Origin of the sequence: Rhizobium anhuiense bv. trifolii (assembly GCF_024346605.1) — a bacterium.
Classification (GTDB): Bacteria; Pseudomonadota; Alphaproteobacteria; order Rhizobiales; family Rhizobiaceae; genus Rhizobium; species Rhizobium anhuiense.
The window spans coordinates 4,158,519-4,179,631 of sequence record NZ_CP098803.1; the positions used below are offsets into that span (position 1 = coordinate 4,158,519).

Here is a 21,113-nt window from a genome sequence, read left to right on the forward strand (position 1 = left end):
GTTAAATAAAACCCGGCCGCAACGCCGGGTTTTTTCTTGCGGGCAAGATCCTTGTGTAGATCCTAAGCGGCGGCTCGCATGAAGCTCCCCAGCCCCGCGAAGAGCTCCACCGATTTCAGCCGCGCCTCGATGTCATGGATCGGCATCGAGATGATCACCTCGTCGGCCTCTGTTTCCCGCAGAAACTCCGTCAGTTTCGCTTCGGCCGTCTTTGGCGAGCCGACGACGGCATAACGCAGCGTGTGTTCGACATTCATCTTCTCCATCGGCGACCAGAAGTCCTCCATATCGGCCACCGGACGCGGGAACGGCCCGCGGACATTGCGGCGCAGATTGACGAACTGCTGCTGGGCGGAGGTGAAATGGTACCGCGCCTCCTCGTCCGTCGCCGCCACCGCGCCCATGACGCCGACCATCACATAGGGCTTGTCGAGTGTCGCCGAAGGCTGGAAACGGTCACGGTAGATGGCGATCGCATCGAGCAGCATGTCGGGTGCGAAATGCGAGGCGAAGGCGTATGGAAGCCCGAGCATGGCGGCGAGCTGCGCACTGTAAAGGCTGGAGCCGAGCAGCCAGATCGGGATATGCGAGCCATTGCCGGGAACGGCGAGGATCGCCTGGTTCTCGACCGGTGTGCCAAGGAGTTGCTGCAATTCCACCACGTCGTTGGGGAAGCTGTTTGCGCCGGCTTCGAGGTTGCGCCGCAGCGCCTGTGCCGTGCGCATATCCGTTCCCGGCGCGCGCCCGAGGCCGAGATCGATGCGGCCGGGGAAAAGCGCCTCCAGCGTGCCGAACTGCTCGGCGATGACGAGTGGCGAATGATTGGGCAGCATGATGCCGCCCGAGCCGATGCGGATGCGCTTGGTCGCAGCCCCGACATGGCCGATGACGACTGATGTGGCGGCACTGGCGATCCCCGGCATGCCGTGATGTTCGGCGAGCCAGAAGCGCTTGTAGCCGAACTCCTCGGCCTTCTCAGCCATCCGCGCCGAACTTTCGAGGGACTGACGCACGGTGCTGCCTTCGGCAACGGGGGAAAGGTCGAGTATGGAGAAGGGAACCATGGAAAACCTGCCGGGCAGTTGAAGGATGCAGCCTATGTAGGTTCGCCCTCGCACCATTCCAAACCATGCGCGCAAACAAAAAGGGCCGCGCGAGCGCGACCCCTGCCAGATGCTGGAAGCGATAGCTTAGCGGTGACGGCGCAGCACATGCACCTCGGCGCTCGGCTGGTGGTGGCCTTGCGGCAGCGTGAAATTGCCGAGCTGGCGGTCCATTTCCAGGGCTTCCGTCGCCAGCCGGTGGATCGCCGCCGTCGTCTCCTCGACCATCGAGGCGTTCTGCTGCGTCATCGCGTCGAGTTCGGCGACAGCGCTATTGATCTCACGCAGCGTATTGGCCTCCTCGCGGGTCGCGCCCATGATCTCGTTGATCTGTCCGTTGATCGCCTCGACATGGGCGCCGATGCCCGTGAGAGCAACGCCCGCCCTTTCCACCAGCGTAACGCCGCTTTCGACCTCATGCGTCGATTTCTGCAGCAGGTTGGAGATCTCCTTCGCCGCGCTCGATGAGCGCTGGGCGAGCTCGCGCACTTCCATGGCGACGACGGCGAAGCCCTTGCCGGATTCACCGGCGCGCGCCGCCTCGACGCCGGCATTGAGCGCCAGGAGGTTGGTCTGAAAGGCGATGTCGTCGATGACCGAGATGATCGTGTTGATCTGGCGCGAGGAAGCCTGGATTGCCTCCATCGCCGCGATCGTCTCCTGCATGATCTGGCCGGAGCCCGTCGTTTCCTTCTTGGCGTCGCGAGCGATGCGCTCGGCCTGTTCGGCCCGCTCGATCTGCTGACGGACCGACTGGGTGATGGCGCTGATCGCATTCGCCGTTTCGGTGATCGAGCCGGCCTGGCGCTCCGTGCGCCCGGCAAGCTCGTCGGCGCCGGTGCGCATCTCCTCGGAGCCGGCGCGCACCGCCATCGAGTTGCCGCCGATTGCCGTCATGGTTTCGCTGAGCGTCGCCAGCGCTTCGTTGAAATTGACCCGCAGGCTTTCGAGCTCGTTCGGGAAGCGTGTATCGATCTGGTAGGCGAGATCGCCGTTCGCCAGATGATGCAGGCCCTCGTCGAGCGCCTCGACCACCTGCTGCAGCGTCTTCGCCTCTGCCTCGCGCTCGGCCAGATTCTGCTGGCGGTCGTGCTCGGCCTGCAGGCGCGTCTCTTCACTGGCGGCTTCGAGCTCGCGGCCTTCGATCAGCGACTGCCGGAAGCGGGCGAGCGCGTTGGCCATCGTGCCGATTTCGTCCTTGCGGTTCAGGCTGCCGATCTCGCTGTCGAGTTTGCCGTCCGCGACATCGCGGGTGACGCCGGCAAGCCGGGCAAGTGGCGAAAACAGGAAATTGGTGACGAGGCCGGTCGCGACCGCCATGACGACGAGCACGCCGATGCCGATCATCGTCAGCAGAGTGGCGATCTCGATCGAGCCGGCATTGAGTTCGCTGAGCAGCACGCTCTCGACCACCAGGAAGCGGTCGCCGCGATAGTCGATGCCGCGGACATAGGCACGGGCGGCGCCATCCGCCCGGTTGAAATCGGCAACCGTCATCGCCGAACTGGCAAGTGCGCTCTGGATGAAGGTGAAGGGTGTGGCATCGAGCATGGCAAGCTTGCCGGCCGCATCGAGACCGATAGCCGATCCATCGCCGGAGACGATCGCCGCCCGTGCCGTGCTGCCCTGGACGATGCCCTTGGCAAGGATGCCGGTGACGATGTCGTCGCGCACCTTGAAGAGGATGATGCCCTTGGCCGCTCCGAGCTTGATGATCGGCACGGCATAGAAGATCGCCGATTTGCCGCTGCCGGCATCGACGCGAAGGCCGGAGAAACTTGTCGGCGCGGCATCATCGGTCGCCTTGGCGGTATTCTCGATCGCCTTGGCGAAAGCGATGCCGGCGCCGGTTGCCTTCCAGGCGTCCGACTTCAGGTTCTCGGCGAAATCGTCCTCCTTCTTATAGGAATAGAGGACCGTGCCCTCGAGATCGGCGATCAGCAGGTCGCTGAAGGCGGTATCCTCGAGGTCGCGGGCGACTTCGCCCTGCGTCTTCTCATGGTTCGAATAATAAAAGCCGCTCGGCCCTTCCGGCTTCATAAGCTTCTCGCGCTGGTCGGCCGGGTTGGGATTGTTCGATATGAAAACCTTCTTCAGCTCGGCACGAGCGTCGCCCGAGGTCTTCTCGATGGTTTTCCAGCCGCTCTTCAGGCTGGTGATCGACATTTGCAGCGCCTCGATGCGCGCAATCGAGTTGGCCTGGTTTTCAAGCTGCGCCAGCTGGTCCTGCAGCATGTCGCCGCGGAAGATCAGCACGCTTTCCTTGGCCTTCAGCGCCTGCTCGTCGGAGATGCGGCTGCTGGCGAAATAGGCGAGTACGTCGATGACCGCGATCGACAGCACGGTCAGCAGAATGAATGTGACGATGACCTTGAAGGACAGGGATTGAAATCTCTGTGCCATGTACGACGAACCCCTTCTGAACGCGCTTGCCAGCCTGGCATGCAGCGCATGCCCGATCGACTGACCTGTAAACAGAACATCGGGGGCTTAATCTTCGTGAAAAGAAGCCCCTCTCGTATTGACGACTAGAATTCGGGCATCTGTTTTAATTCGCGGTAAATGGCGGGGCCTAAATCCGGGAGTGTTTTTGTTTTGTTCACATATCGATGGCACTTATTTCGCGATCGCTATAGGTTGAACCATGCAAAATACGATTCGCATTGTCGGTATTGATCCCGGACTTCGCCGCACCGGCTGGGGAATCATTGACACGCTGGGCAATTCCCTGCGGTTTGTCGCGTCTGGAACCGTGACCTCCGATGGCGACATGGACCTTGCCTCTCGCCTTTGCCAATTGCACGACGGCCTGGCGGAGATCGTCCATAGCTACAAGCCGGATGAAGCCGCCGTCGAACAGACCTTCGTCAACAAGGATGCGGTGGCGACCTTGAAGCTTGGCCAGGCCCGCGGCATCGCCATGCTGGTGCCGGCGCGTGCCGGCCTGCCGGTTTCGGAATATGCCCCGAACGCCGTCAAGAAGGCCGTCATCGGCGTCGGCCATGGCGAAAAGCACCAGATCCACATGATGCTGAAGATCCTGATGCCGAAAGTCGAATTCAAGGGCGACGATGCTGCCGACGCCCTGGCGATCGCCATCTGCCACGCGCATAATCGCGGCAGTAACCGGATGCGCCAGGCACTGGCCGGTTAATCTATACTTGACTTGTTCCCATCTGCTGAGAGACCGCGACCCATGATCGGCAAGCTGAAAGGCACCATAGACGAGATCGGCGAAGACTATGTGCTCGTCGATGTGCACGGCGTCTGCTACGTCGCCCATTGTTCGGCCCGCACCCTGTCCAAGCTCGGCTCGGCCGGCGAGGCCTGCGTGCTGTTCATCGAGACCTATGTGCGCGAGGACCAGTTGAAGCTCTTCGGCTTCATGAGCGCGCTGGAGCGGGAATGGTTCAACCTGCTCCAGAGCGTCCAGGGCGTCGGCGCCAAGGTGGCACTCGCCGTGCTGTCGACGTTGACGCCGGGCGAACTCGCCAATGCGATCGCCCTGCAGGACCGCGCCGCCGTCTCCCGCGCACCGGGCGTTGGTCCGAAAGTGGCGATGCGCCTCGTCACCGAGCTCAAGAACCGGGCGCCGGCCTTTGCCGGCGAAGCGATCAATATCGGCCTCAAACAGGAACTCGGCGAAGGTGTCGCGGCAGCACCTGTCGCCGATGCGGTTTCCGCACTGACCAACCTCGGCTATTCCCGCGACCAGGCGGCGAATGCGATTGCCGCAGCCATGAAGACGGCAGGCGATGGTGCAGACAGCGCCAAGCTGATCCGATTGGGATTGAAGGAACTGGCGCGGTAGAGTAGGATAAACTGTCGATTTTCCGACAAATGACAAATTTTCCGACTCACTCGCCAAAATAGGACTACTGATCGATGTGGGGAGAATTTACGCTTTCACCCAAGGGCCAAATAACGCTTCCGAAGGAACTGCGGGATGCTCTCGGTCTTCAGCCCGGCGATCAGCTTGTTTTCTCCATCATCGACGGAGAGGTCGTGATCACACCAAAATCGATCAACTTCAACGATCTCGCAGGCCTTCTCGGATCGCCTCCAAATGGACGTGCTTCGCTGGAGGAGATCGACGCAACGGTCACCGATGCTGCGGGCAGCGATGTGGTCGACGAAGCCACGCGGTCGAAATCGGATGTGGCCGCATGATTGCGTATGGTGTGGATACAAACGTCCTTCTGAGGCTTATTGTCGACGACGATCCGGAGCAAAGGGCTGCCGCGCTGAAGTTCGGTGAAGGTATCGGCAGGGACTATCGTGGATTTCTCTCGCTTCTGAATCTCTTGGAACTGGATTGGGCGTTGCGCGCCCGGTTCGGCTTCAAGAAAAAGGATGTTGTCGAGGCAATCGGCAAATTGACACGCGTCAGAGGATTGGACATCGAGAACCAGACCCTGGTGATCAAGGCCCTGAGGGCCGTGGAAACGCGAAACGCAGATTTTGCCGATGCCTTGATTGGCTACCGCGCCGCGGATGAGGGATGCCAGGCGACCAAGACATTTGACCGGCACGCGTTCAAGACTGTGCCAGGTATGGAGCTTCTGACATGAGCGAACCCGCCCGCCTGATATCACCGGAAAAGCGGGGCGAAGACCTTGATATCACCTTGCGCCCGCAATCGCTGGACGAGTTCACCGGCCAGGCGGAAGCGCGCGCCAATCTCAAGGTCTTCATCGAGGCGGCGAAAAACCGTGGCGAAGCGCTGGACCACGTGCTCTTCGTCGGCCCGCCCGGCCTCGGCAAGACGACGCTGGCGCAGATCATGGCGAAGGAGCTCGGCGTCAACTTCCGTTCGACGTCGGGTCCCGTGATCGCCAAGGCTGGCGATCTCGCCGCCCTGCTCACCAACCTCGAGGAGCGAGATGTGCTCTTCATCGACGAGATCCATCGTCTCAACCCCGCCGTCGAGGAAATCCTCTATCCGGCCATGGAGGATTTTCAGCTCGACCTGATCATCGGGGAAGGCCCTGCAGCTCGCTCGGTGAAGATCGACCTGTCGAAATTCACGCTGGTGGCAGCCACCACTCGCCTCGGACTGTTGACGACGCCGCTGCGCGACCGCTTTGGCATTCCGGTCCGCTTGAGCTTCTACACCGTCGAGGAGCTGGAACTCATCGTGCGCCGCGGCGCGCGGCTGATGAACCTGCCGATTACCGAAGAGGGCGCCCGCGAGATCGCAAGACGCGCCCGCGGCACCCCGCGCATCGCCGGCCGGCTGTTGCGGCGCGTGCGCGACTTTGCCGAGGTGGCAAGGGCAGAGGCCGTCACCCGCGAGATCGCCGACGAGGCGCTGACCCGCCTGCTGGTCGACAATGTCGGCTTTGACCAGCTCGACAAACGTTACCTCAACATGATCGCGGTCAATTTCGGCGGCGGCCCAGTCGGCATTGAAACCATTGCCGCCGGCCTTTCCGAGCCGCGCGACGCGATCGAGGACATCATCGAGCCCTACATGATCCAGCAGGGTTTCATTCAGCGCACGCCACGCGGCCGCGTTCTGACCGCAATCGCGTGGAAACATCTGGGAATGCAACCACCTAAGGATATGGAGGCTGCGCAGTTCCGGCTGTTTCAGGAGGATAACTGAGTGATCCCCCGCCGCGGATTTTTCAAGGTTCTCGGCGGCGGTGTCGCAGGCGTCATGTCACTCGGTGGTTATGCCTTCGCCTATGAACCGCTCGCGCGGCTCGCCATCACCCGCTACCGGCTGACACCGCCGGGATGGACACCGGGGCTGAAGCTCCGCATCGTCGCGCTCGCCGATCTGCACGCCTGCGAACCCTGGATGTCGGCAAGTCGCATTGCCGCGATCTGCCACAGGGCAAATGAACTCGAAGGCGATATGACCATTCTGCTCGGCGATTATGCCGCCGGCATGAACATGGTGACCCAATACGTGCATTCGGGCCAATGGTCGAAGGCGCTCGCCACCTTGCGGGCTCCTCTCGGAGTCCATGCGGTCATGGGCAACCACGATTGGTGGGAGGACCGCACCGCCCAGAAGAACGGCGGGATGGAAACATTCGGACACCGGGCTCTCGCCGATGTCGGAATCCCGGTCTATGGCAACCGCGCCGTTCGGCTCGAAAAGGATGGCCGCGGCTTTTGGCTCGCAGGCATCGAAGATCAGTTGGCGCTGCTGCCCGGCCGGAAGTGGGGCCGCACGCATATGCTCGGCCTCGACGATCTCGAGGGAACGATGGCTCAGGTGACCGACGATGCGCCTGTCATCCTGCTCGCCCATGAACCCGATATCTTCCCGCGCGTGCCAGAGCGCGTCTCGCTAACGCTATCGGGCCACACGCATGGCGGACAGATCCGGCTGCTGGGCCGTTCGCCGGTCGTGCCCTCGCGTTACGGCAATCGCTACGCCTATGGCCATATGGTTGAGGAGGGGCGTAATATCATCGTGTCCGGCGGTCTCGGCTGTTCCATTGCACCGGTGCGCTTCGGCGTGCCGCCGGAAATCGTCGTGATCGATCTTGGATAGAATGGCATGACCAAGCGCACTCTCATCCGCCTGAATGCGGGCGCCGAGCGTTTCAACTATCGCATCGCCGGCCTCGGTTTTCGCAATGGCCATGTGCTCGTTCATCGCGCCGTGCATGAACCCTTCTGGACCTTTCCGGGCGGCAGGGCGGAAATAGGCGAGACGTCGGAGGAGACGCTGAAACGGGAGATGATGGAGGAACTGGGCGTCGACGTCACCGTCTCCCGCCTGCTCTGGATCGTCGAGAATTTTTTCCACTATGAGCAGCGCGACTGGCATGAGCTCGGCTTCTATTATCTGATGGAGATCCCGCCGGACTTCCCCTTTCAGTCGCACGAAATCATCCATCGCGTCGAAGACGGTGACAATCATCTCGAATTCAAATGGGTGTCGGCGACGCGCACGGCCCTGACCGCGCTCGACATCCCGCCCTATTTCATCGCCGATGAAATCGAGAACCTGCCTGCCGCGCCCCGTCACCTCGTCTGGCGGGACGGCAATCTCGATGACGAGGACTGACGCAAACATTCCAGCACGTGTGAAGAGGAGATGTGCCAATGCCGACCTTCGATCCCGTCAGGCCGTTTCGCAAACTTGCCTATAACAATGCGCTTGCCAACCGCCGGCTGTTTCAGGCCTGCGCGGCATTGAAGCCCGGTGAATTCGAGGCCCCGCGCACCAGCTTCTTCCCCTCGCTCAAGGAAACCTTGAACCATATCATCACGGTCGATTGGTTCTATGTCGATGGCCTGGAAGGCGGCACGCTCGGGTTCCAAGCCTTCGAGGTCGACGAACCCTTCGATGACGTTTCCTCGCTGGCAGAGGCGCAGGCGAAGGTCGATCAGCGCCTGATAGCGCTTTGCGAGGCCCTGACGCCGGAGAAGCTGGCCTCCACCGTCCGCCTCCATCGCGGCGCTCGCATCCAGGAGGAGCGGATGGAAGACGTGCTCGCCCACCTCTTCCAGCATCAGACCCATCATCGCGGCCAGGTGCATGCGATGCTTTCCGGCACCAGCGTCGCTCCGCCGCAACTCGACGAGTTCATCGTCGCCGACGATGCGCGATTTCGTGGCACAGAACTCGCCGAACTCGGCTGGAGCGAAGAGACGCTGATGCGCTGATTATCAGCGTCCTTAGCGCGTCCTATCGGACGCGCTGGGCTTTAGAGCGGTTCGGTTTTTCGCAGAAGCGCAGAACCGCTCTAACTTTTGTTTACACAATTCCGGACGGAAAACCGCTTCGCACTTTTCCTGGAATTGCTCTAGTCCTGCAGTCGCCTCTTCAGACCGTCGATGATCGTCTTGGTGAGAAGGTCGTAATTCTCGTCGAAGTGATGGTCGCCGGGCAGTTCGATGACTTCGGCGCCGCTATCCTTCAGCGCCGGACAGGCGACATCGTCATCGTCGTCCTTGCCGTAGATGCATTGCACGAGCTTCGGATCGATGTTCTTCACATCGCTGACGGGATCGCCTCCCGCCCCTTCCGTCTTCTGGCCGAGCCAGCCGAGAACGGAAATGACATAGTCGACTTCGTGCGACAGCGACAGCAGCGATAGTTGCGCCACCGCCGACTTTTCAGCCGGCTTGAGGAGCTGATAAGTGGCGGGTACGACATCGGCGCCGAAGGAATAACCGACGAGCAGCACATGCTTCACCTTCCACTGCTTGCGGTAGAAGTCGATGATCTTCGAAAGATCGCCGGCTGTCTCCTCCGGCTTACGCTCGGACCAGAAATAGTGGAGCGAATCCACGCCGACGACAGGAATGCCTTCCTTCTGCAGCGTGCCGCCGACCTCCTTGTCGATGTCGCGCCAGCCGCCGTCGCCGGAATAGATCACCGCCATCGTATCGAAGGCGGGCGTCGCCTCGAGCACCGCCAACGGCAGGCCGAGCGGGTTGCCGAAGGCACCGGAGGCGGTGACGAGATCGTCGAGCGTATCGGCAAACACCGTCTGCGCATCATCGGTGGAATCGCGGATTTCTATCTCGGCATGGGCCTTCTTCAATGCCTCGGCATGCGCCCGGCCATCCTTGTTGGCATTAGGCGTGAAGACGGTGATCACAGGGTCCGGCAGAACGCCGTCGCTGAGTCCATAGACTGTGCGTTGACCAACCACCTGCTTGGAAGCCGGCGTGCAAAGTGCCTGGGTGAGCGGAATGCCGGCGACCGGATCGACGGCAAGCGTCTGGCCGATCGTCGCATCCGGCGTTTGCGCCGCGATCGCCAGCGCCAAGGCTCCGCCCTCGCCGATGCCGGCGACGATCGGCAGATGATAGGCGCTGTTGCCGGTCGCGCGCTGCACCTGCTGGCTCAGCGATTCGATATCCGAGACCATGTAGATGCAGCCGTCGTTGAGGCTGACGTCGTACCGGCTGAGCGCCTGGATGTAGGAGGGAAAGTCGACGCCGATGACGACGGCGCCTTCGGCGACCAGCCTGTCGGCCTCGGCCTTCTCATAGTCGCCCCAGCCGGCGGCATCCGAGATCAGCATCACCGTGCCTTTCACCTCTCCTTCCGGCAGGAAGATGTGCGGCGACGGAATGAGCCCGGTTTCGAAGCTCTGCTTGGTTTCCTCGGCGGCATTAGCCGGTGCGGCCGCGAGCATGCAGGCGCATGCCGTGGCAAGAAGGATTGTCCTGATCATTTTCTCACTACCCCTTTCAATCCGCCCCCGATCAGAAATGTCGCGTCCATCAACGCGATCATCGGATTGCCCCCTCCTGAGACCGCAAGATAGCGCGGTTGCCAGTGCGGATGAAACTTGGATTTGAATGCCCGAAGGCCTTTGAAGTTATAGAAGCGCTCGCCGTGTTCGAAAACAGTGCTGCCGATGCGGTCCCAGACGGGCGCCGCCTCGCGTTTCGACATGCCGGAAAGAGGCGCCATGCCGAGATTGAAGTGGGTGAAACCCTGTCCGCGCAGATATTCCATGATCTGCACGAAGAGAAAGTCCATCGAGCCCTTCGGTGCGTCCGGCGAGAAGCGCATCAGATCGATCGTGCTCTCCTCCCTGGATTCGGTGACAAGGATATTGGCGAAAGCGACGATCCTGCCGTCCTTTTTCAGGATGCCGACCGGCTGCGATGAAACGTAATCGGGATCGAAGGCGCCGAGCGAGAAGCCTTTTTCCTTGGCGTTGTGATGCTCGAGCCAGGCGGCGGAAACGGCGGCGAGATCATCGATGACCGAGGCTATGTCCTGCGGCTCGACGACGGCGAATTCCAGCCCGTCGCGCTGGGCGCGGCTTGCCGTCTGGCGAAGGTTCGCCCATTTGCCGCCCTTCATCTCGAAGGTCCTGAGATCGGCAACCGCCAGTTCGCCAAGCTTGAAGGCGCGAAGGCCTGCATCGGCGCAATGGGAAAGCAGCGCCGGTGAGATCTGATAGAACACCGCCCGGCAGCCGGCGGCGCGCGCCGCTTCGACGAAACGCCAGACGAGCTCCTGCACGGCGCGATGCTCGCCGACCGGGTCGAACAGTGCGATCCAGGAGCGGCCCTGCCGGCCATACATGATGAAGGCGTCACCTTTTTCCGAGAACATGATGCTCTTGTCGCCCATGCGCACCAGATTGGCGTCGGCATTGCCCTGCTTCATGACGATCTCGACGGCACGCGCCAGTGCCTCGTCCGTGGCCGGTTCCGGCCGGAAGGCCGCCGGCCGAAGCAGGCTGAAGATGGCGATCGCCGACGAGATGATGGTGATGCCGAGCACGGCGCGCAGCCCGCGCGGCGCCTCGGCGGTAAATTCGAACTGCCACCAGAGCTGGTTGCTGTATTCGACGTCACGATAAACGAAGAGCAGGATGACGACGGCGCCGACGACAATGACGGCAATCGCCATCAGCCAGGACGCCGTCAGCGCCTGGTTGAGCAGCGAGGCATGGCGGGTAAAGAGCCGGCGGCTGACGAAGAGCCCGAAGATGAGGAAGGCGAGAAAAGCGGCTTCAACCAGCGCGATCGCCTTCAACAGCGACAAGGTCAACGCGGCGACAGCCGAGAACACCGCCACCCACCAGGCGCCGTCGAGCCGCTGGCCGAGGCCGCGTGCGGCGACGACGAGCGCCAGCCCCAGCAGGCTGGAGAGGAAATGCGCCCCTTCGACCATCGGCAGCGGCAGATAGTTGGAGAGAAATTCGAGGTTCTGGTCCGGCGTCGGCGTGACGCTCGAAAACACCAGCATGACGCCGAGTAGCAGTGCGAGAGCCGACAGCAGCTGCGGCATCAGCCGTCCGCCGATGCGCCGCACGCTGGAGGCGGCCGGATGGTCGACGAAACGACGCAGCTCCGCCGCCGACACCGCGAGCACGGCGATCAGCAGCGGCAGCACATGGTAGACCAGCCGGTAGAGCACCAGCGATCCGAGCACCGCATCGATGTTCACCGCGCTGCCGAGCGACGCGATGATCACGGTCTCGAACACGCCGAGGCCGGCCGGAACGTGGCTGAGTACGCCGAGACCGACGGCGATGGCATAGACGGCGAGGAAGACCGGCCAGCCGATTGCCGTCTGCGGCAGCAGCACGTAGAGCACCGACGCCGAGGCGGCGATATCGAAGGCGGTGACGAGGAACTGGCGCGACCAGGTGCGCGAATCCGGCAGGCGGATTGCCACAGGGCCGAGATCGAGCACGCGCCCGTCACGGCCGATGATCATCACCGCGCCCAGGATGGCGACGATCGAACCGGCGATCAATCGCAGGAGGAAGGCGCTGACACCGATGAGCGGGCCGATCTCGTCGGCGATGATGATGAGGGCGATCGCCGCGACGCCCGCAAGCCCGAGACCGAAGGACAGCGTGACGAAGGCGATGATGCGGCCGATATCCTCCGGCGAGAGCCCGAGGCGCGTATAGGCACGGTAACGGATCGCACCGCCTGAAAGCGCGCCGAAGCCGGCGGTATTGCCAACCGCATAGGCGCTGAACGCCGTCAGCGCCACATGCGGAAAAGGCAGTTTCTTGCCGATATATTCGATCGCGTTGAGGTCGTAGAAGATCAGCGAGAGAAAACTCAGCCCCGTGAAGAACAGAGCAAGCAGGATGGCGCTCGGCCGGGTTGCCGCCAGCGCGTCGACGACGTCATCGTAGCGCACCTCGTTGGTCAGCTGCATGATCGCATAACCGACAAGGCAGAAGACCACGAGTGTCGCCGCGGCCGTCAGCGGCGTTCTGTACCGTCTGAATAGCCCGCGAAAAGAAAACCCGCCGTCCGATTCTTCTATATTTTCCAAATTGCCGTGACCCGACATCTCGTACCTGTCGCAACTGCTAGCGTGGCGGGAATCATTTTTGAAAGACGTAACATAGGAGGCATGGAAGCTCTATGAAGCCATGCCGCCGCTACCCCGCCCCGCCCTTTGCGCCTCAATCATCCTCAATTGGGGCGAATTTGCGCAGGCCGGCGTCGCGGCACATTGCATTTTCGTAAGCTTCGAAAGAACTTGGCCCTACGACGGGATTTGAGACCCGGGAGAACGGTTCGATATGCAGGATAGTCCGGCCCTCATGATGCTTGTCCTCGGACGCCTATTGCTGGGCGGCCTCTATGTCGCGGGCGGCATTCATCATTTTTTCGTCATCGTGCCGTTGACCGCGGCAATCGAAGCCCGCGGCGTTCCCTTTGCAAAATGGGTGCTGCTCTCGGGCAGCCTGTTCCAGATCGCGGCCGGCCTCCTGCTGATGCTGGGACTTTTCGTCGCGGCGGCGGCATTCGGCCTCATCGTCTTCACCCTTGCCGCCACCATCATGCTGCTGAATTTCTGGGACATGCAGGGTACGGCGCGCGACAGCGCGATCAATACCTGGAAAACCAACATGGCGATCATCGGTGGCCTGCTGATCGCAGCCGCCGGGGCGATGTGAGGGTTTACGCCGCCGGCTCGCTGCCCGCCCGTGCATGCGCGGCGTAGCGCGCCACGGCGGCATCGACCTCCGCGTCGCGATCGCCCGCCACCTGCACGGTCGGCACTGCGAATTCGATGTCGTTTTCCTTGAAGGCATTGCGGATCATCGCCAGCGCATTGCGGCGGATGACGAATTGCTCGCCGGGTTTCGTCATCATCGACAGCCGGATTTCGATTGCGAATTCGCCGAATTGTTCGACACCTTTCATCTTCAGCGTCTCGATGATGTGCGGACCGAATTCCGGATTTTCGAGCAGCGTCTGGCCGATCTGCTTGATCACCTTCTTCGCCTTGACGAGATCGGTGTCGTATTTGACGTTGAGGCTGATCTTGTCGATCGTCCAGTCGCGGTTGAGGTTCTTGACCGCCCCGAGTTCGCCGAACGGCACGGTGGTCAGCGGGCCGCGATGGTGCCTGAGCTTCACCGAACGCAGGCTGAAGGCCTCGACCACGCCCTTGTGGCTGCCGCTCTCGATATATTCGCCGATACGGAAGGCATCGTCCCAGAGATAGAACATGCCGCTGATGACGTCCTTGACGATCGTCTGGGCGCCGAAGCCGACCGCGACGCCGACCACACCGGCGCCGGCGATCAGCGGCCCGATCTCGATACCGAGGCCCGACAGCACCATCAGCACGGCGATGACGGCGATCACCACGGCAAGGATATTGCGGAAGATCGGCAACAGCGTATGTATCCGCGCGCGTTTGGCCTTCTCCTCATCCGTTGTTCCGCCATCCACGGATGAATCGAGCAGCTTGCCATTGATATAGGCCTTGATGACATGCCAGAGCAGGTCGGCGGCCAACAGGATGACGATGCCGCCGATGACGCCGCGAGCTATCTTGTCGACCATCGTGTCGCCCGCGGCCATCGTATCGGCGCCGACGCCGAGCATATGGCCAAGCCAGATGGCGGCAACGGCAATGATCAATGCCCGCACGCCCCGGTCGAGCAGCACCGTCGCAATCCGGCGCGTGGCCAGGAAACTTGCTTCGGTCTGCTGCAGCGATCTCACCGCAAGCGTCGAAACGGCGAGCACGCGCGGCAGCAGCAGCACATAGATGCCGAGCCAAAGCAGCCAGTTGAAGCCCGCAACCCAGATGCTCCACAGCAACAGGAAATAGACGGTGAGCGCCCAGGAGGTCCCGTGACCGCGCTTCTCGTCCTTGTGCGGCCGTGACCAGACCGCCTCGATCGCGATCAGCAACAGGCCGATGCCGAGGATATAGCCGACGAGGAGCCGGGCGCTCGGGGTATAGCCAAGCGGCTCCATCGACTGGATCGCCGCCCAGCCGAAGATGAAATAGATGACGAAGGTCGCACAGCGGCGATACCAGAAGAGCGCGACGTCACGTCCCGGCATGATCGGAGCGGTGATCCCCTGCCGTTCTTCGTCGGCCCGCGCCAGCCCGATGAGATCGACCAGCACGCCGCCGAGGCAGATCGTAAAGCGCTGGACGATGAGCGCGACGACGCAGACGATCGCGATGCTTTGGCTGAACGGCGGCCAGCTGAGGCTGAGAAGCGTGAGCATGGTCGCCGCCGCGAAGATCAGCGCCGGGATGACGCGCGGCGCCAGATGCATGCCCGCCATCTCAATCAGCCGGCGGCGACGGCGGCGGAAGGCATAACGGGCAATGCTTTCGACGATCGCGCCGAGCAGGAAAATCGCCAGGAATTGCGCCACCATCCGCGGCCAGCCGGTGACGGCGATTTCACCGAAGAACAGCGACGAGGCATTGCCGACCTGCGAGGGCAGCGTCATCGCCGCATCGGAGACCATCGAGACATGCCGGCGGGCATGCTGCAGCAGACCTGACAGAACCGACATCTGGTTTTCAGACGCTGCGTTGGCCGCAGGCGTCGCGGCCATCTGCGTCGACATCCACTGCTTGACCTCGGGCGTCTGCATGAGCTCCATCATGTCACGCACCTGCGCCGGCGGGGTGGCCGCGGCAGGCACTTGCGCCGGCGGCGTCTGGGAAAAGCCAGGCGAAACCGCCGAAAAAAGCGCAAGCAATGCCAATATGCCGAATAGGACGGCCTTCAAGCCCCCTGCCATGCCACGCTTCATGACCGCCTCCGATGAAAAGTCGGCCGCCTGGATGAAGCAGCCCCAACATTTTGCAATGGATACCCGCGACCGTTGCCGCCAGCAAGCAGTAGGAAAACCATACCGATGGCTAGGAGATACCGACATCGCCGCCCTCGAACGAAGCGCTGCGCTCGCTATGTCAGGATGACGGCTTTGTCGGAACGGCGAGTGAAACCGCCGGCCTCAGGATTTCGGGACCGGTTTTTCCACGTGGCCGCCGAAGCCCGCGCGCATCGCCGACAGCACCTTGTTGGCGAATTCGTCATTGTCGCGCGAGGAGAAGCGGCCATAGAGCGCCGCACTGAGCACCGGCGTCGGCACGCTTTCATCGATTGCCGCCATGATCGTCCAGCGGCCTTCGCCGCTGTCGGAAACGCGGCCTGCATATTTCGATAGTGCCGGATCGGCATGCAGCGCATCGGCCGTGAGATCGAGCAGCCAGGAAGTGATGACGCTGCCGCGGCGCCAGACTTCGGCAACGTCCTGCAGGTTCAGATCGTACTGGAAGTGTTCCGGATGGGCGAGCGGGGCGGTTTCCGCATCGACCTCGTGCGAGGCAGCGCCGATATTGGCGTGCTTCAGGATATTGAGGCCTTCGGCATAGGCGGCCATCAGACCGTATTCGATCCCGTTATGCACCATCTTGACGAAATGGCCGGCGCCATGTGGGCCGCAATGCAGGTAACCCTGTTCGGCGGTGCTGGCCGCCGCCGCTTTGGCGCTCCGGTTCGGCGAGGCTTCCGTCGTGCCGGGGCCGGGCGCCAATGTCGCGAAGATTGGGGAAAGATGCTGGACGATGCCCTTCTCGCCGCCGATCATCAAGCAATAGCCGCGCTCGAGGCCGAAGACGCCGCCGCTGGTGCCGACATCGACATAATGAATGCCCTTGGTGATGAGTTCGGCGCCGCGGCGGATATCGTCGTGGTAATAAGAGTTGCCGCCGTCGATGACGATATCGCCGTTCTCAAGCAGCGGCACCAGGCTCGCCAGCACCTTGTCGACGATCGCCGCCGGCAGCATCAGCCAGATCGCCCGCGGATGGGTGAGCTTCGAGACGAATTCCTCGAGAGAAGCACTGCCGGTCGCACCGAGGCCCGTGAGATCGGCGACGCTTTCCGGCCTGGCGTCGTAAACGACGCATTCGTGACCGCCTCGCATCAAGCGCTGGACCATATAATTGCCCATGCGGCCCAAACCAACCATGCCAAGCTGCATATGAATCTCCTGGAAACCGAAATGAAGTATCGAATCCGGAAATTAGCACCCGCAGTGTGACAGGCAAGCGAAGTCTCGGTGATATTGGCGGATGCGACGATTGCGCCGCCGATCTCCTGCAAACCAATGCTTCGTCAAGCGTCAGGTGCGCTGGCCGGCTCACCCTTCATTTCGCTGAGGAACATGCCCTCGCGCAGGTTGATGCCATATTCGACGAAGGCCTTCATGCAGCAAAGCATCTGCGTCCAGCCTTCGCAGTTGAGATAGGTGCCGCGCCGGCCGGCATCGTCTTCGCGCCAGCCGGTCTCGGCGATGGTCACCAGCGTGCCACCATCCTCCAGCGGCTTGAAGTTCATCTCCACCAGCGTCTTGTATCTTGCCTCATCCTCGCCGGTGCCGCCGTCCCATCGCAGCACGATACGGCTTTCCGGCACGAGTTCGATCACTTCGACTGGCGCATCCTTCCACCAAGTCACCGTCGTGCCCTGGACGAGCGGCGCGCTCGCCCCGCCGATCGTGGTGAAATAGCTGCTGAGTTTCTTCGGGTTGACGACGGCGTCGAATACCTCCGCCACGGGGCGGCCGATACGGCCGGAAATGCGGATTCCGAGAGACATGGCACTTCTCCTCTTCTCCATTGTGCTGTTCCATTGTACTTGGCTTCATTATGTTATAAAAATATAACATGTCAAGCGAATCAACCGACGACCCTGTTTTCAAAGCGCTGGCGCATCATCGCCGCCGCGAAATCCTTGATCTGCTCAAGGATGGCCCCCGCACCACGGGAACTCTCTGCGAGATGTTTCCTCAGATGGACCGCTGCACGGTGATGCAGCATCTGAAAGTGCTGGAGGAGGCAGACCTGGTCATCGCCAGGAAGGAGGGCCGCGAACGCTGGAACCACTTAAACAGCCTGCCGATCAAGCACATCTACGACCGCTGGATCAGCGCCTATGCCGGCCATGCGCTCTCTATACTCGACCGGCTGAGAAGCGATCTCGAAGGCCAGCCCGAATAAAATGCCGACTGTCCAACCGCCTTGTCGCCCGGCCCGCCACAGCCCTATGCTGGCGGCAAAGCATTGGACAGGACAGATGATGATAACAGGGGCCGGCATACGCCGCATGCGGCTGTTGCGCAGCATGAAGCAGGAACATCTCGCCGAACTCCTCGGCGTCAACCAGGCGACGGTCTCACGCTGGGAGCGCGATCAGCTCGCCCTCTCATCCGAACAGGCCGTCAAGCTGGAACGGATTTTCGCCGCGCCTCGACATGCGGCAGTCGATGCGGCGCTGAAGCGGCTGGTCGAGGATTCCGTTCGCCCGGTGCATCTGATCTGCGACCGGACCCACCGGCTGCTATCAGCCTCCCGCCCGCGGCAGGCGGAATGGCGGGCGCCGCTCGCTGCCTTTCTCGGCCGTTCCCTTTTTTCTTATGCTTCCGCCGAAATCGCCGCAGCCGAGCAGTCGCTGGAGGAGCGCGGCTGGCATGCAGGCAGGCTCTCGTCGCTGATTCTCGAGACCGGCGCCAACGGCAATGCGCTGCTGCCGATTGCGGCCGGGCACGTGAGCTGGGAAAGGATCATGCTTTCCGATGGCAGCGCCGGCCGCCTTGTCACGACCATCGGCTGAGCCTGCAGCTTTCCTGCATTCCCATGCATAATTTATGCGTTGTCCGGAAACCTCGGTCTTTATAGCGTCGGCCGCCGAAACGCTCAGGAGACGATGTGATGACGATACTGGTGACGGGAAGTGCCGGCCATCTCGGCGAGGCGCTGATGCGCACTTTGAGGGCGCAAAGCCGCTGGGTGCGCGGCATAGATATCAAGCCCTCGGCTTTCACCGATATGGTCGGCTCGATCGGTGATCGCGCCTTCGTCCGGCAGGTAATGTCTGGTATCAGCCAAGTCATCCATGCCGCAACATTGCACAAGCCGCATGTGGCGACCCACGACAATCGCGATTTCCTCGACATCAATATCGCCGGGACGCTGAACCTGCTCGAAGAAGCCGTCGCCGCAGACGTCGCAAGCTTCGTCTTCACCAGCACCACCAGCACATTCGGCGCGGCATTGACGCCGGCTGCCGGCGAACCGGCGGCATGGGTGACGGAGGACGTGCTTCCGGTCGCAAAAAACATCTACGGAGTCACCAAACTCGCCGCCGAAGGCGTGTGCGAACTCTTCGCCCGCAAATCCGGCCTGCCGGTTGTCATTCTCAGGACATCGCGTTTCTTTCCCGAAAACGACGACGATCCTGATATTCGCAACGGCTATTCGCCGGAGAATGCCCAGGCCAACGAGCTTCTTCATCGCCGCGTCGATATCAGCGATGTGGCCGGCGCCCATCTACTGGCGCTCGAAAAAGCTCCGGCCATCGGCTTCGGCCGCTACATCATCTCCGCCACAACGCCGTTTTCATCAGGCGATCTCACCGAGATCAGACGCGATGCGCCTGATGTCGTCGAACGCCTGTTTCCGGGTGCGAGCGCCCTCTATGCATCACGCGGCTGGAAGATGTTTCCGGCGCTCGACCGTGTCTATGTCAACGCGCGCGCAAAGCGGGAACTCGGCTGGCAGCCGCGATATGATTTCCGTTTCGTGTTGGATTGCCTACGCGAGAATAGGGAATGGCGAAGCCCTTTGGCGCTGGATGTCGGCTCGAAAGGCTACCATGACCAGGCCTTTGTCGAAGGGCCTTATCCGGTCCGATAGAACAACGATCTGGAATACGGATAGGCGAAAGCCCGGCATCCTCGCGGCATGGCCTTTTCGCCGAAAAGCGTCATCCAGATATTATGATCCCGTCATAGACCGTCTGACGGGGATGTGGGGCGACGAAATCCAAGGCGTGTTCTGCCATCGGGAAATCGAATCCAAGGCGGGGGTGTCATTTGAAGCAGTGTCCAGCCTGCGGGCTGAGCCCGTTTTGAGAGCGCTTTTGACCGAGAGGGTATCTCTATGAAGAATGTCAGACCATAGCATCGCGGCTGTTTGCCGTGGCTCTCGCGGCATCCGCCGCCATTCCGACCGTCGCAATGGCCGAAAATTCCGCTGTCGTCGGCGGCCTCACCTTCGTCAACAAGGGCCTGGTCGGCGTTCGCCCGCCGGATGCGACGTCCCTGCCGACGATGAAAGGGAAAGGTGCGATCCACGACCACCGATGGATGTTTACGATCCTGGGTGCCTACAAACGTAGGTGGGCGCCGTGTGTCCAGGCCCACGGGCCTGGCCAGGGACAGCTCCCTTTGGATCGAGTATGGCCCCAGGGATTGTGGTTCCTGTCGAGAGGCGCAGACCGCATCGCGATATATAAGGACGTTTGCGCTGCCGCGCCAGTGGCGGTGGCAGACCGTCCTGATTTAATTGAGATCAGTTCAGGTCCGGGGCGGAGCGGCCGTTCAGCTTGTCGGTGATGCCGCGGATGCGGCTCGAAACCTCACTGAGTGCTGCCGCAAGGTTTTCTTCGGTGCGCGCGGTGGCCGCAAGCACCGTGTCGCGGTTGCCGCGCAGCGACTCGAGTTCGGATTCCAGCCCGGCGACGCGGCGCGTCAGCTCGGCAATCTCGTCCATGACCATGATGCCGGCCATGACCGTGATCCTCAGATCGCCGATTTCACCGAACTGTCCCTTGAGGTGGCCGACATAGCCGTCGAAACGGGTGGCGAGATCGGACAGGTGCTCCTCCTGCCCCTCCTCGCAGGCCATGCGATAGGCCTTGCCGTCGATCGTTACCGTCACCTGCGCCATACCAAACTCTTTCTATAAGAGCATGATGCCGAAAAGTGTGAGCGGTTTTCGGACGACATCATGCTCTAACTTTTTAAATTAGAACAGGATTCAGATTTTGGGCCACAGCCCAAAATCATCCTGTTCTAGCGATCCAGAACCGCGCGGATCGTTTCCATGGCCGTCACCAGCCGCCGGGATACCTCGCGATTGACCTCTTCCAGCCGGTTGGCGCGGAATTCGGCCTGATCGAGCTCCTGCGCCAGCCGGGAGCGGTCGGCGTGCACGCGTCGTACCTCGCCCTCGATCTCACCCTGCTCGCGCTGCCGCTCGACGCGCATGTCGACGGCGTTTTCGAGGCTCGAAATCGCCTGTCTCAATTCGTTGAGCGCTGCTTCCATGGTTTTGCCTGTGGGCATCATGTCTTTCCGATTCCCGCACAGAATCCGCGAATCGGCACGCCGCGCCGATCCTGTGATTTCAAAAGGATATGCCGCTCGTAAACGGCCCGTCAATAAATCCTGTCACTTGCCCACCGGCCTATCCTGTGGATGAGC

Annotated in this window: 21 protein-coding genes and 1 other RNA gene; 12 read left to right on the plus strand and 10 right to left on the minus strand. The window is 61.7% G+C overall.

Going from position 1 to position 21,113, the window contains the following annotated elements; genetic code table 11:
• Positions 1 to 62: 62 nt before the first annotated feature.
• Together NE851_RS29130 and NE851_RS29135 are read right to left on the minus strand one after the other, a co-directional pair.
• Complete coding sequence (locus NE851_RS29130) at positions 63 to 1,064, minus strand: LLM class flavin-dependent oxidoreductase (RefSeq protein ID WP_063475354.1); 1,002 nt, start codon at positions 1,062 to 1,064, stop codon at positions 63 to 65.
• 126 nt (positions 1,065 to 1,190) lie between these two features.
• Positions 1,191 to 3,506, minus strand: a complete 2,316-nt coding sequence (locus NE851_RS29135; protein WP_254959521.1) for a methyl-accepting chemotaxis protein — start codon at positions 3,504 to 3,506, stop codon at positions 1,191 to 1,193.
• Between the two features lie 241 nt (positions 3,507 to 3,747).
• Between NE851_RS29135 and ruvC the strand changes: the two genes are divergently transcribed.
• The 8 genes from ruvC to NE851_RS29175 all read left to right on the plus strand — a co-directional run bounded on the left by ruvC (position 3,748) and on the right by NE851_RS29175 (position 8,735).
• Positions 3,748 to 4,257, plus strand: coding sequence for a crossover junction endodeoxyribonuclease RuvC (gene ruvC, locus NE851_RS29140; protein WP_028755540.1), 510 nt, complete (start codon positions 3,748 to 3,750; stop codon positions 4,255 to 4,257).
• Between the two features lie 42 nt (positions 4,258 to 4,299).
• Positions 4,300 to 4,914 carry a Holliday junction branch migration protein RuvA gene (ruvA, locus tag NE851_RS29145; protein ID WP_028755539.1) on the plus strand — a complete coding sequence of 205 codons (615 nt, stop codon included), beginning with the start codon at positions 4,300 to 4,302 and terminating at the stop codon, positions 4,912 to 4,914.
• 74 nt (positions 4,915 to 4,988) lie between these two features.
• Positions 4,989 to 5,273, plus strand: a complete 285-nt coding sequence (locus tag NE851_RS29150; RefSeq protein WP_028755538.1) for an AbrB/MazE/SpoVT family DNA-binding domain-containing protein — start codon at positions 4,989 to 4,991, stop codon at positions 5,271 to 5,273.
• Complete coding sequence (locus NE851_RS29155; protein WP_049810847.1) at positions 5,270 to 5,674, plus strand: type II toxin-antitoxin system VapC family toxin; 405 nt, start codon at positions 5,270 to 5,272, stop codon at positions 5,672 to 5,674. Before NE851_RS29150 ends, NE851_RS29155 begins: the two co-directional genes overlap by 4 nt.
• The gene (gene ruvB / locus NE851_RS29160) at positions 5,671 to 6,711 is read left to right on the plus strand and encodes a Holliday junction branch migration DNA helicase RuvB (RefSeq protein ID WP_003552548.1); all 1,041 of its coding nucleotides are present in this window, start codon (positions 5,671 to 5,673) and stop codon (positions 6,709 to 6,711) included. The genes NE851_RS29155 and ruvB overlap by 4 nt, the downstream gene beginning before the upstream one ends.
• A complete protein-coding gene (locus NE851_RS29165) occupies positions 6,712 to 7,614 on the plus strand; it encodes a metallophosphoesterase (protein WP_254959522.1) in 903 nt (300 codons plus the stop codon).
• Positions 7,615 to 7,620: 6 nt separating this feature from the next.
• Positions 7,621 to 8,133, plus strand: a complete 513-nt coding sequence (locus NE851_RS29170) for an NUDIX hydrolase (RefSeq protein ID WP_047616500.1) — start codon at positions 7,621 to 7,623, stop codon at positions 8,131 to 8,133.
• Positions 8,134 to 8,171: 38 nt separating this feature from the next.
• On the plus strand, positions 8,172 to 8,735 hold the full coding sequence (locus tag NE851_RS29175; protein ID WP_097543112.1) for a DinB family protein: 564 nt from the start codon (positions 8,172 to 8,174) through the stop codon (positions 8,733 to 8,735).
• 140 nt (positions 8,736 to 8,875) lie between these two features.
• Here NE851_RS29175 and NE851_RS29180 read toward each other — a convergent pair whose 3' ends face one another.
• Both NE851_RS29180 and mprF read right to left on the minus strand, forming a co-directional pair.
• Positions 8,876 to 10,258, minus strand: coding sequence for a virulence factor family protein (locus NE851_RS29180; protein WP_028755534.1), 1,383 nt, complete (start codon positions 10,256 to 10,258; stop codon positions 8,876 to 8,878).
• Positions 10,255 to 12,861: a bifunctional lysylphosphatidylglycerol flippase/synthetase MprF gene (mprF, locus tag NE851_RS29185; protein ID WP_063475351.1), complete on the minus strand. Its 2,607-nt coding sequence runs from the start codon at positions 12,859 to 12,861 to the stop codon at positions 10,255 to 10,257. Before mprF ends, NE851_RS29180 begins: the two co-directional genes overlap by 4 nt.
• A 235-nt stretch (positions 12,862 to 13,096) precedes the next feature.
• Here mprF and NE851_RS29190 point away from each other — a divergent pair, with 235 nt between their 5' ends.
• The gene (locus NE851_RS29190; RefSeq protein WP_028755532.1) at positions 13,097 to 13,474 is read left to right on the plus strand and encodes a DoxX family membrane protein; all 378 of its coding nucleotides are present in this window, start codon (positions 13,097 to 13,099) and stop codon (positions 13,472 to 13,474) included.
• A gap of 4 nt (positions 13,475 to 13,478) precedes the next feature.
• On the opposite strand, the gene NE851_RS29195 is transcribed toward NE851_RS29190, so the two are convergent.
• The 3 genes from NE851_RS29195 to NE851_RS29205 all read right to left on the minus strand — a co-directional run bounded on the left by NE851_RS29195 (position 13,479) and on the right by NE851_RS29205 (position 17,446).
• Positions 13,479 to 15,593 (minus strand): mechanosensitive ion channel family protein, encoded by a 2,115-nt coding sequence (locus NE851_RS29195; protein WP_254959523.1) that lies wholly within the window; start codon positions 15,591 to 15,593, stop codon positions 13,479 to 13,481.
• Positions 15,594 to 15,797: 204 nt separating this feature from the next.
• The gene (gnd, locus tag NE851_RS29200; RefSeq protein ID WP_028755530.1) at positions 15,798 to 16,829 is read right to left on the minus strand and encodes a phosphogluconate dehydrogenase (NAD(+)-dependent, decarboxylating); all 1,032 of its coding nucleotides are present in this window, start codon (positions 16,827 to 16,829) and stop codon (positions 15,798 to 15,800) included.
• Between the two features lie 134 nt (positions 16,830 to 16,963).
• Positions 16,964 to 17,446 carry an SRPBCC domain-containing protein gene (locus NE851_RS29205; protein ID WP_028755529.1) on the minus strand — a complete coding sequence of 161 codons (483 nt, stop codon included), beginning with the start codon at positions 17,444 to 17,446 and terminating at the stop codon, positions 16,964 to 16,966.
• Positions 17,447 to 17,514: 68 nt separating this feature from the next.
• Between NE851_RS29205 and NE851_RS29210 the strand changes: the two genes are divergently transcribed.
• The 3 genes from NE851_RS29210 to NE851_RS29220 all read left to right on the plus strand — a co-directional run bounded on the left by NE851_RS29210 (position 17,515) and on the right by NE851_RS29220 (position 19,542).
• Positions 17,515 to 17,847, plus strand: a complete 333-nt coding sequence (locus NE851_RS29210; RefSeq protein ID WP_028755528.1) for an ArsR/SmtB family transcription factor — start codon at positions 17,515 to 17,517, stop codon at positions 17,845 to 17,847.
• A gap of 76 nt (positions 17,848 to 17,923) precedes the next feature.
• Positions 17,924 to 18,460, plus strand: coding sequence for a helix-turn-helix transcriptional regulator (locus tag NE851_RS29215; protein WP_028755527.1), 537 nt, complete (start codon positions 17,924 to 17,926; stop codon positions 18,458 to 18,460).
• A 98-nt stretch (positions 18,461 to 18,558) separates the two neighbouring features.
• The gene (locus NE851_RS29220; protein WP_254959524.1) at positions 18,559 to 19,542 is read left to right on the plus strand and encodes an NAD-dependent epimerase/dehydratase family protein; all 984 of its coding nucleotides are present in this window, start codon (positions 18,559 to 18,561) and stop codon (positions 19,540 to 19,542) included.
• Positions 19,543 to 19,971: 429 nt separating this feature from the next.
• On the opposite strand, the gene ssrS is transcribed toward NE851_RS29220, so the two are convergent.
• The 3 genes from ssrS to NE851_RS29235 all read right to left on the minus strand — a co-directional run bounded on the left by ssrS (position 19,972) and on the right by NE851_RS29235 (position 20,978).
• A non-coding RNA gene (ssrS, locus tag NE851_RS29225) (6S RNA) lies at positions 19,972 to 20,130 on the minus strand.
• 69 nt (positions 20,131 to 20,199) lie between these two features.
• The gene (locus NE851_RS29230; RefSeq protein ID WP_028755524.1) at positions 20,200 to 20,577 is read right to left on the minus strand and encodes a cell division protein ZapA; all 378 of its coding nucleotides are present in this window, start codon (positions 20,575 to 20,577) and stop codon (positions 20,200 to 20,202) included.
• A gap of 125 nt (positions 20,578 to 20,702) precedes the next feature.
• Entirely contained in the window at positions 20,703 to 20,978 is a 276-nt protein-coding gene (locus NE851_RS29235) for a DUF4164 domain-containing protein (protein WP_012758879.1), read from the minus strand.
• Between the last annotated feature and the right edge of the window lie 135 nt (positions 20,979 to 21,113).

Excerpts from the sequence above, each read along its gene's own strand:
- NE851_RS29190 (WP_028755532.1), top strand. The coding sequence starts at position 13,097 with ATGCAGGATAGTCCGGCCCTCATGATGCTTGTCCTCGGACGCCTATTG.
- NE851_RS29235 (WP_012758879.1), bottom strand. The coding sequence starts at position 20,978 with ATGATGCCCACAGGCAAAACCATGGAAGCAGCGCTCAACGAATTGAGA.
- NE851_RS29215 (WP_028755527.1), top strand. The coding sequence starts at position 17,924 with ATGATGATAACAGGGGCCGGCATACGCCGCATGCGGCTGTTGCGCAGC.
- gnd (WP_028755530.1), bottom strand. The coding sequence starts at position 16,829 with ATGCAGCTTGGCATGGTTGGTTTGGGCCGCATGGGCAATTATATGGTC.
- ruvB (WP_003552548.1), top strand. The coding sequence starts at position 5,671 with ATGAGCGAACCCGCCCGCCTGATATCACCGGAAAAGCGGGGCGAAGAC.
- ruvC (WP_028755540.1), top strand. The coding sequence starts at position 3,748 with ATGCAAAATACGATTCGCATTGTCGGTATTGATCCCGGACTTCGCCGC.
- NE851_RS29180 (WP_028755534.1), bottom strand. The coding sequence starts at position 10,258 with ATGATCAGGACAATCCTTCTTGCCACGGCATGCGCCTGCATGCTCGCG.
- NE851_RS29210 (WP_028755528.1), top strand. The coding sequence starts at position 17,515 with ATGTCAAGCGAATCAACCGACGACCCTGTTTTCAAAGCGCTGGCGCAT.
- ruvA (WP_028755539.1), top strand. The coding sequence starts at position 4,300 with ATGATCGGCAAGCTGAAAGGCACCATAGACGAGATCGGCGAAGACTAT.
- NE851_RS29205 (WP_028755529.1), bottom strand. The coding sequence starts at position 17,446 with ATGTCTCTCGGAATCCGCATTTCCGGCCGTATCGGCCGCCCCGTGGCG.
- NE851_RS29175 (WP_097543112.1), top strand. The coding sequence starts at position 8,172 with ATGCCGACCTTCGATCCCGTCAGGCCGTTTCGCAAACTTGCCTATAAC.
- NE851_RS29230 (WP_028755524.1), bottom strand. The coding sequence starts at position 20,577 with ATGGCGCAGGTGACGGTAACGATCGACGGCAAGGCCTATCGCATGGCC.
- NE851_RS29130 (WP_063475354.1), bottom strand. The coding sequence starts at position 1,064 with ATGGTTCCCTTCTCCATACTCGACCTTTCCCCCGTTGCCGAAGGCAGC.
- NE851_RS29150 (WP_028755538.1), top strand. The coding sequence starts at position 4,989 with ATGTGGGGAGAATTTACGCTTTCACCCAAGGGCCAAATAACGCTTCCG.
- NE851_RS29135 (WP_254959521.1), bottom strand. The coding sequence starts at position 3,506 with ATGGCACAGAGATTTCAATCCCTGTCCTTCAAGGTCATCGTCACATTC.
- NE851_RS29170 (WP_047616500.1), top strand. The coding sequence starts at position 7,621 with ATGACCAAGCGCACTCTCATCCGCCTGAATGCGGGCGCCGAGCGTTTC.
- NE851_RS29155 (WP_049810847.1), top strand. The coding sequence starts at position 5,270 with ATGATTGCGTATGGTGTGGATACAAACGTCCTTCTGAGGCTTATTGTC.
- NE851_RS29195 (WP_254959523.1), bottom strand. The coding sequence starts at position 15,593 with ATGAAGCGTGGCATGGCAGGGGGCTTGAAGGCCGTCCTATTCGGCATA.
- mprF (WP_063475351.1), bottom strand. The coding sequence starts at position 12,861 with ATGTCGGGTCACGGCAATTTGGAAAATATAGAAGAATCGGACGGCGGG.
- NE851_RS29220 (WP_254959524.1), top strand. The coding sequence starts at position 18,559 with ATGACGATACTGGTGACGGGAAGTGCCGGCCATCTCGGCGAGGCGCTG.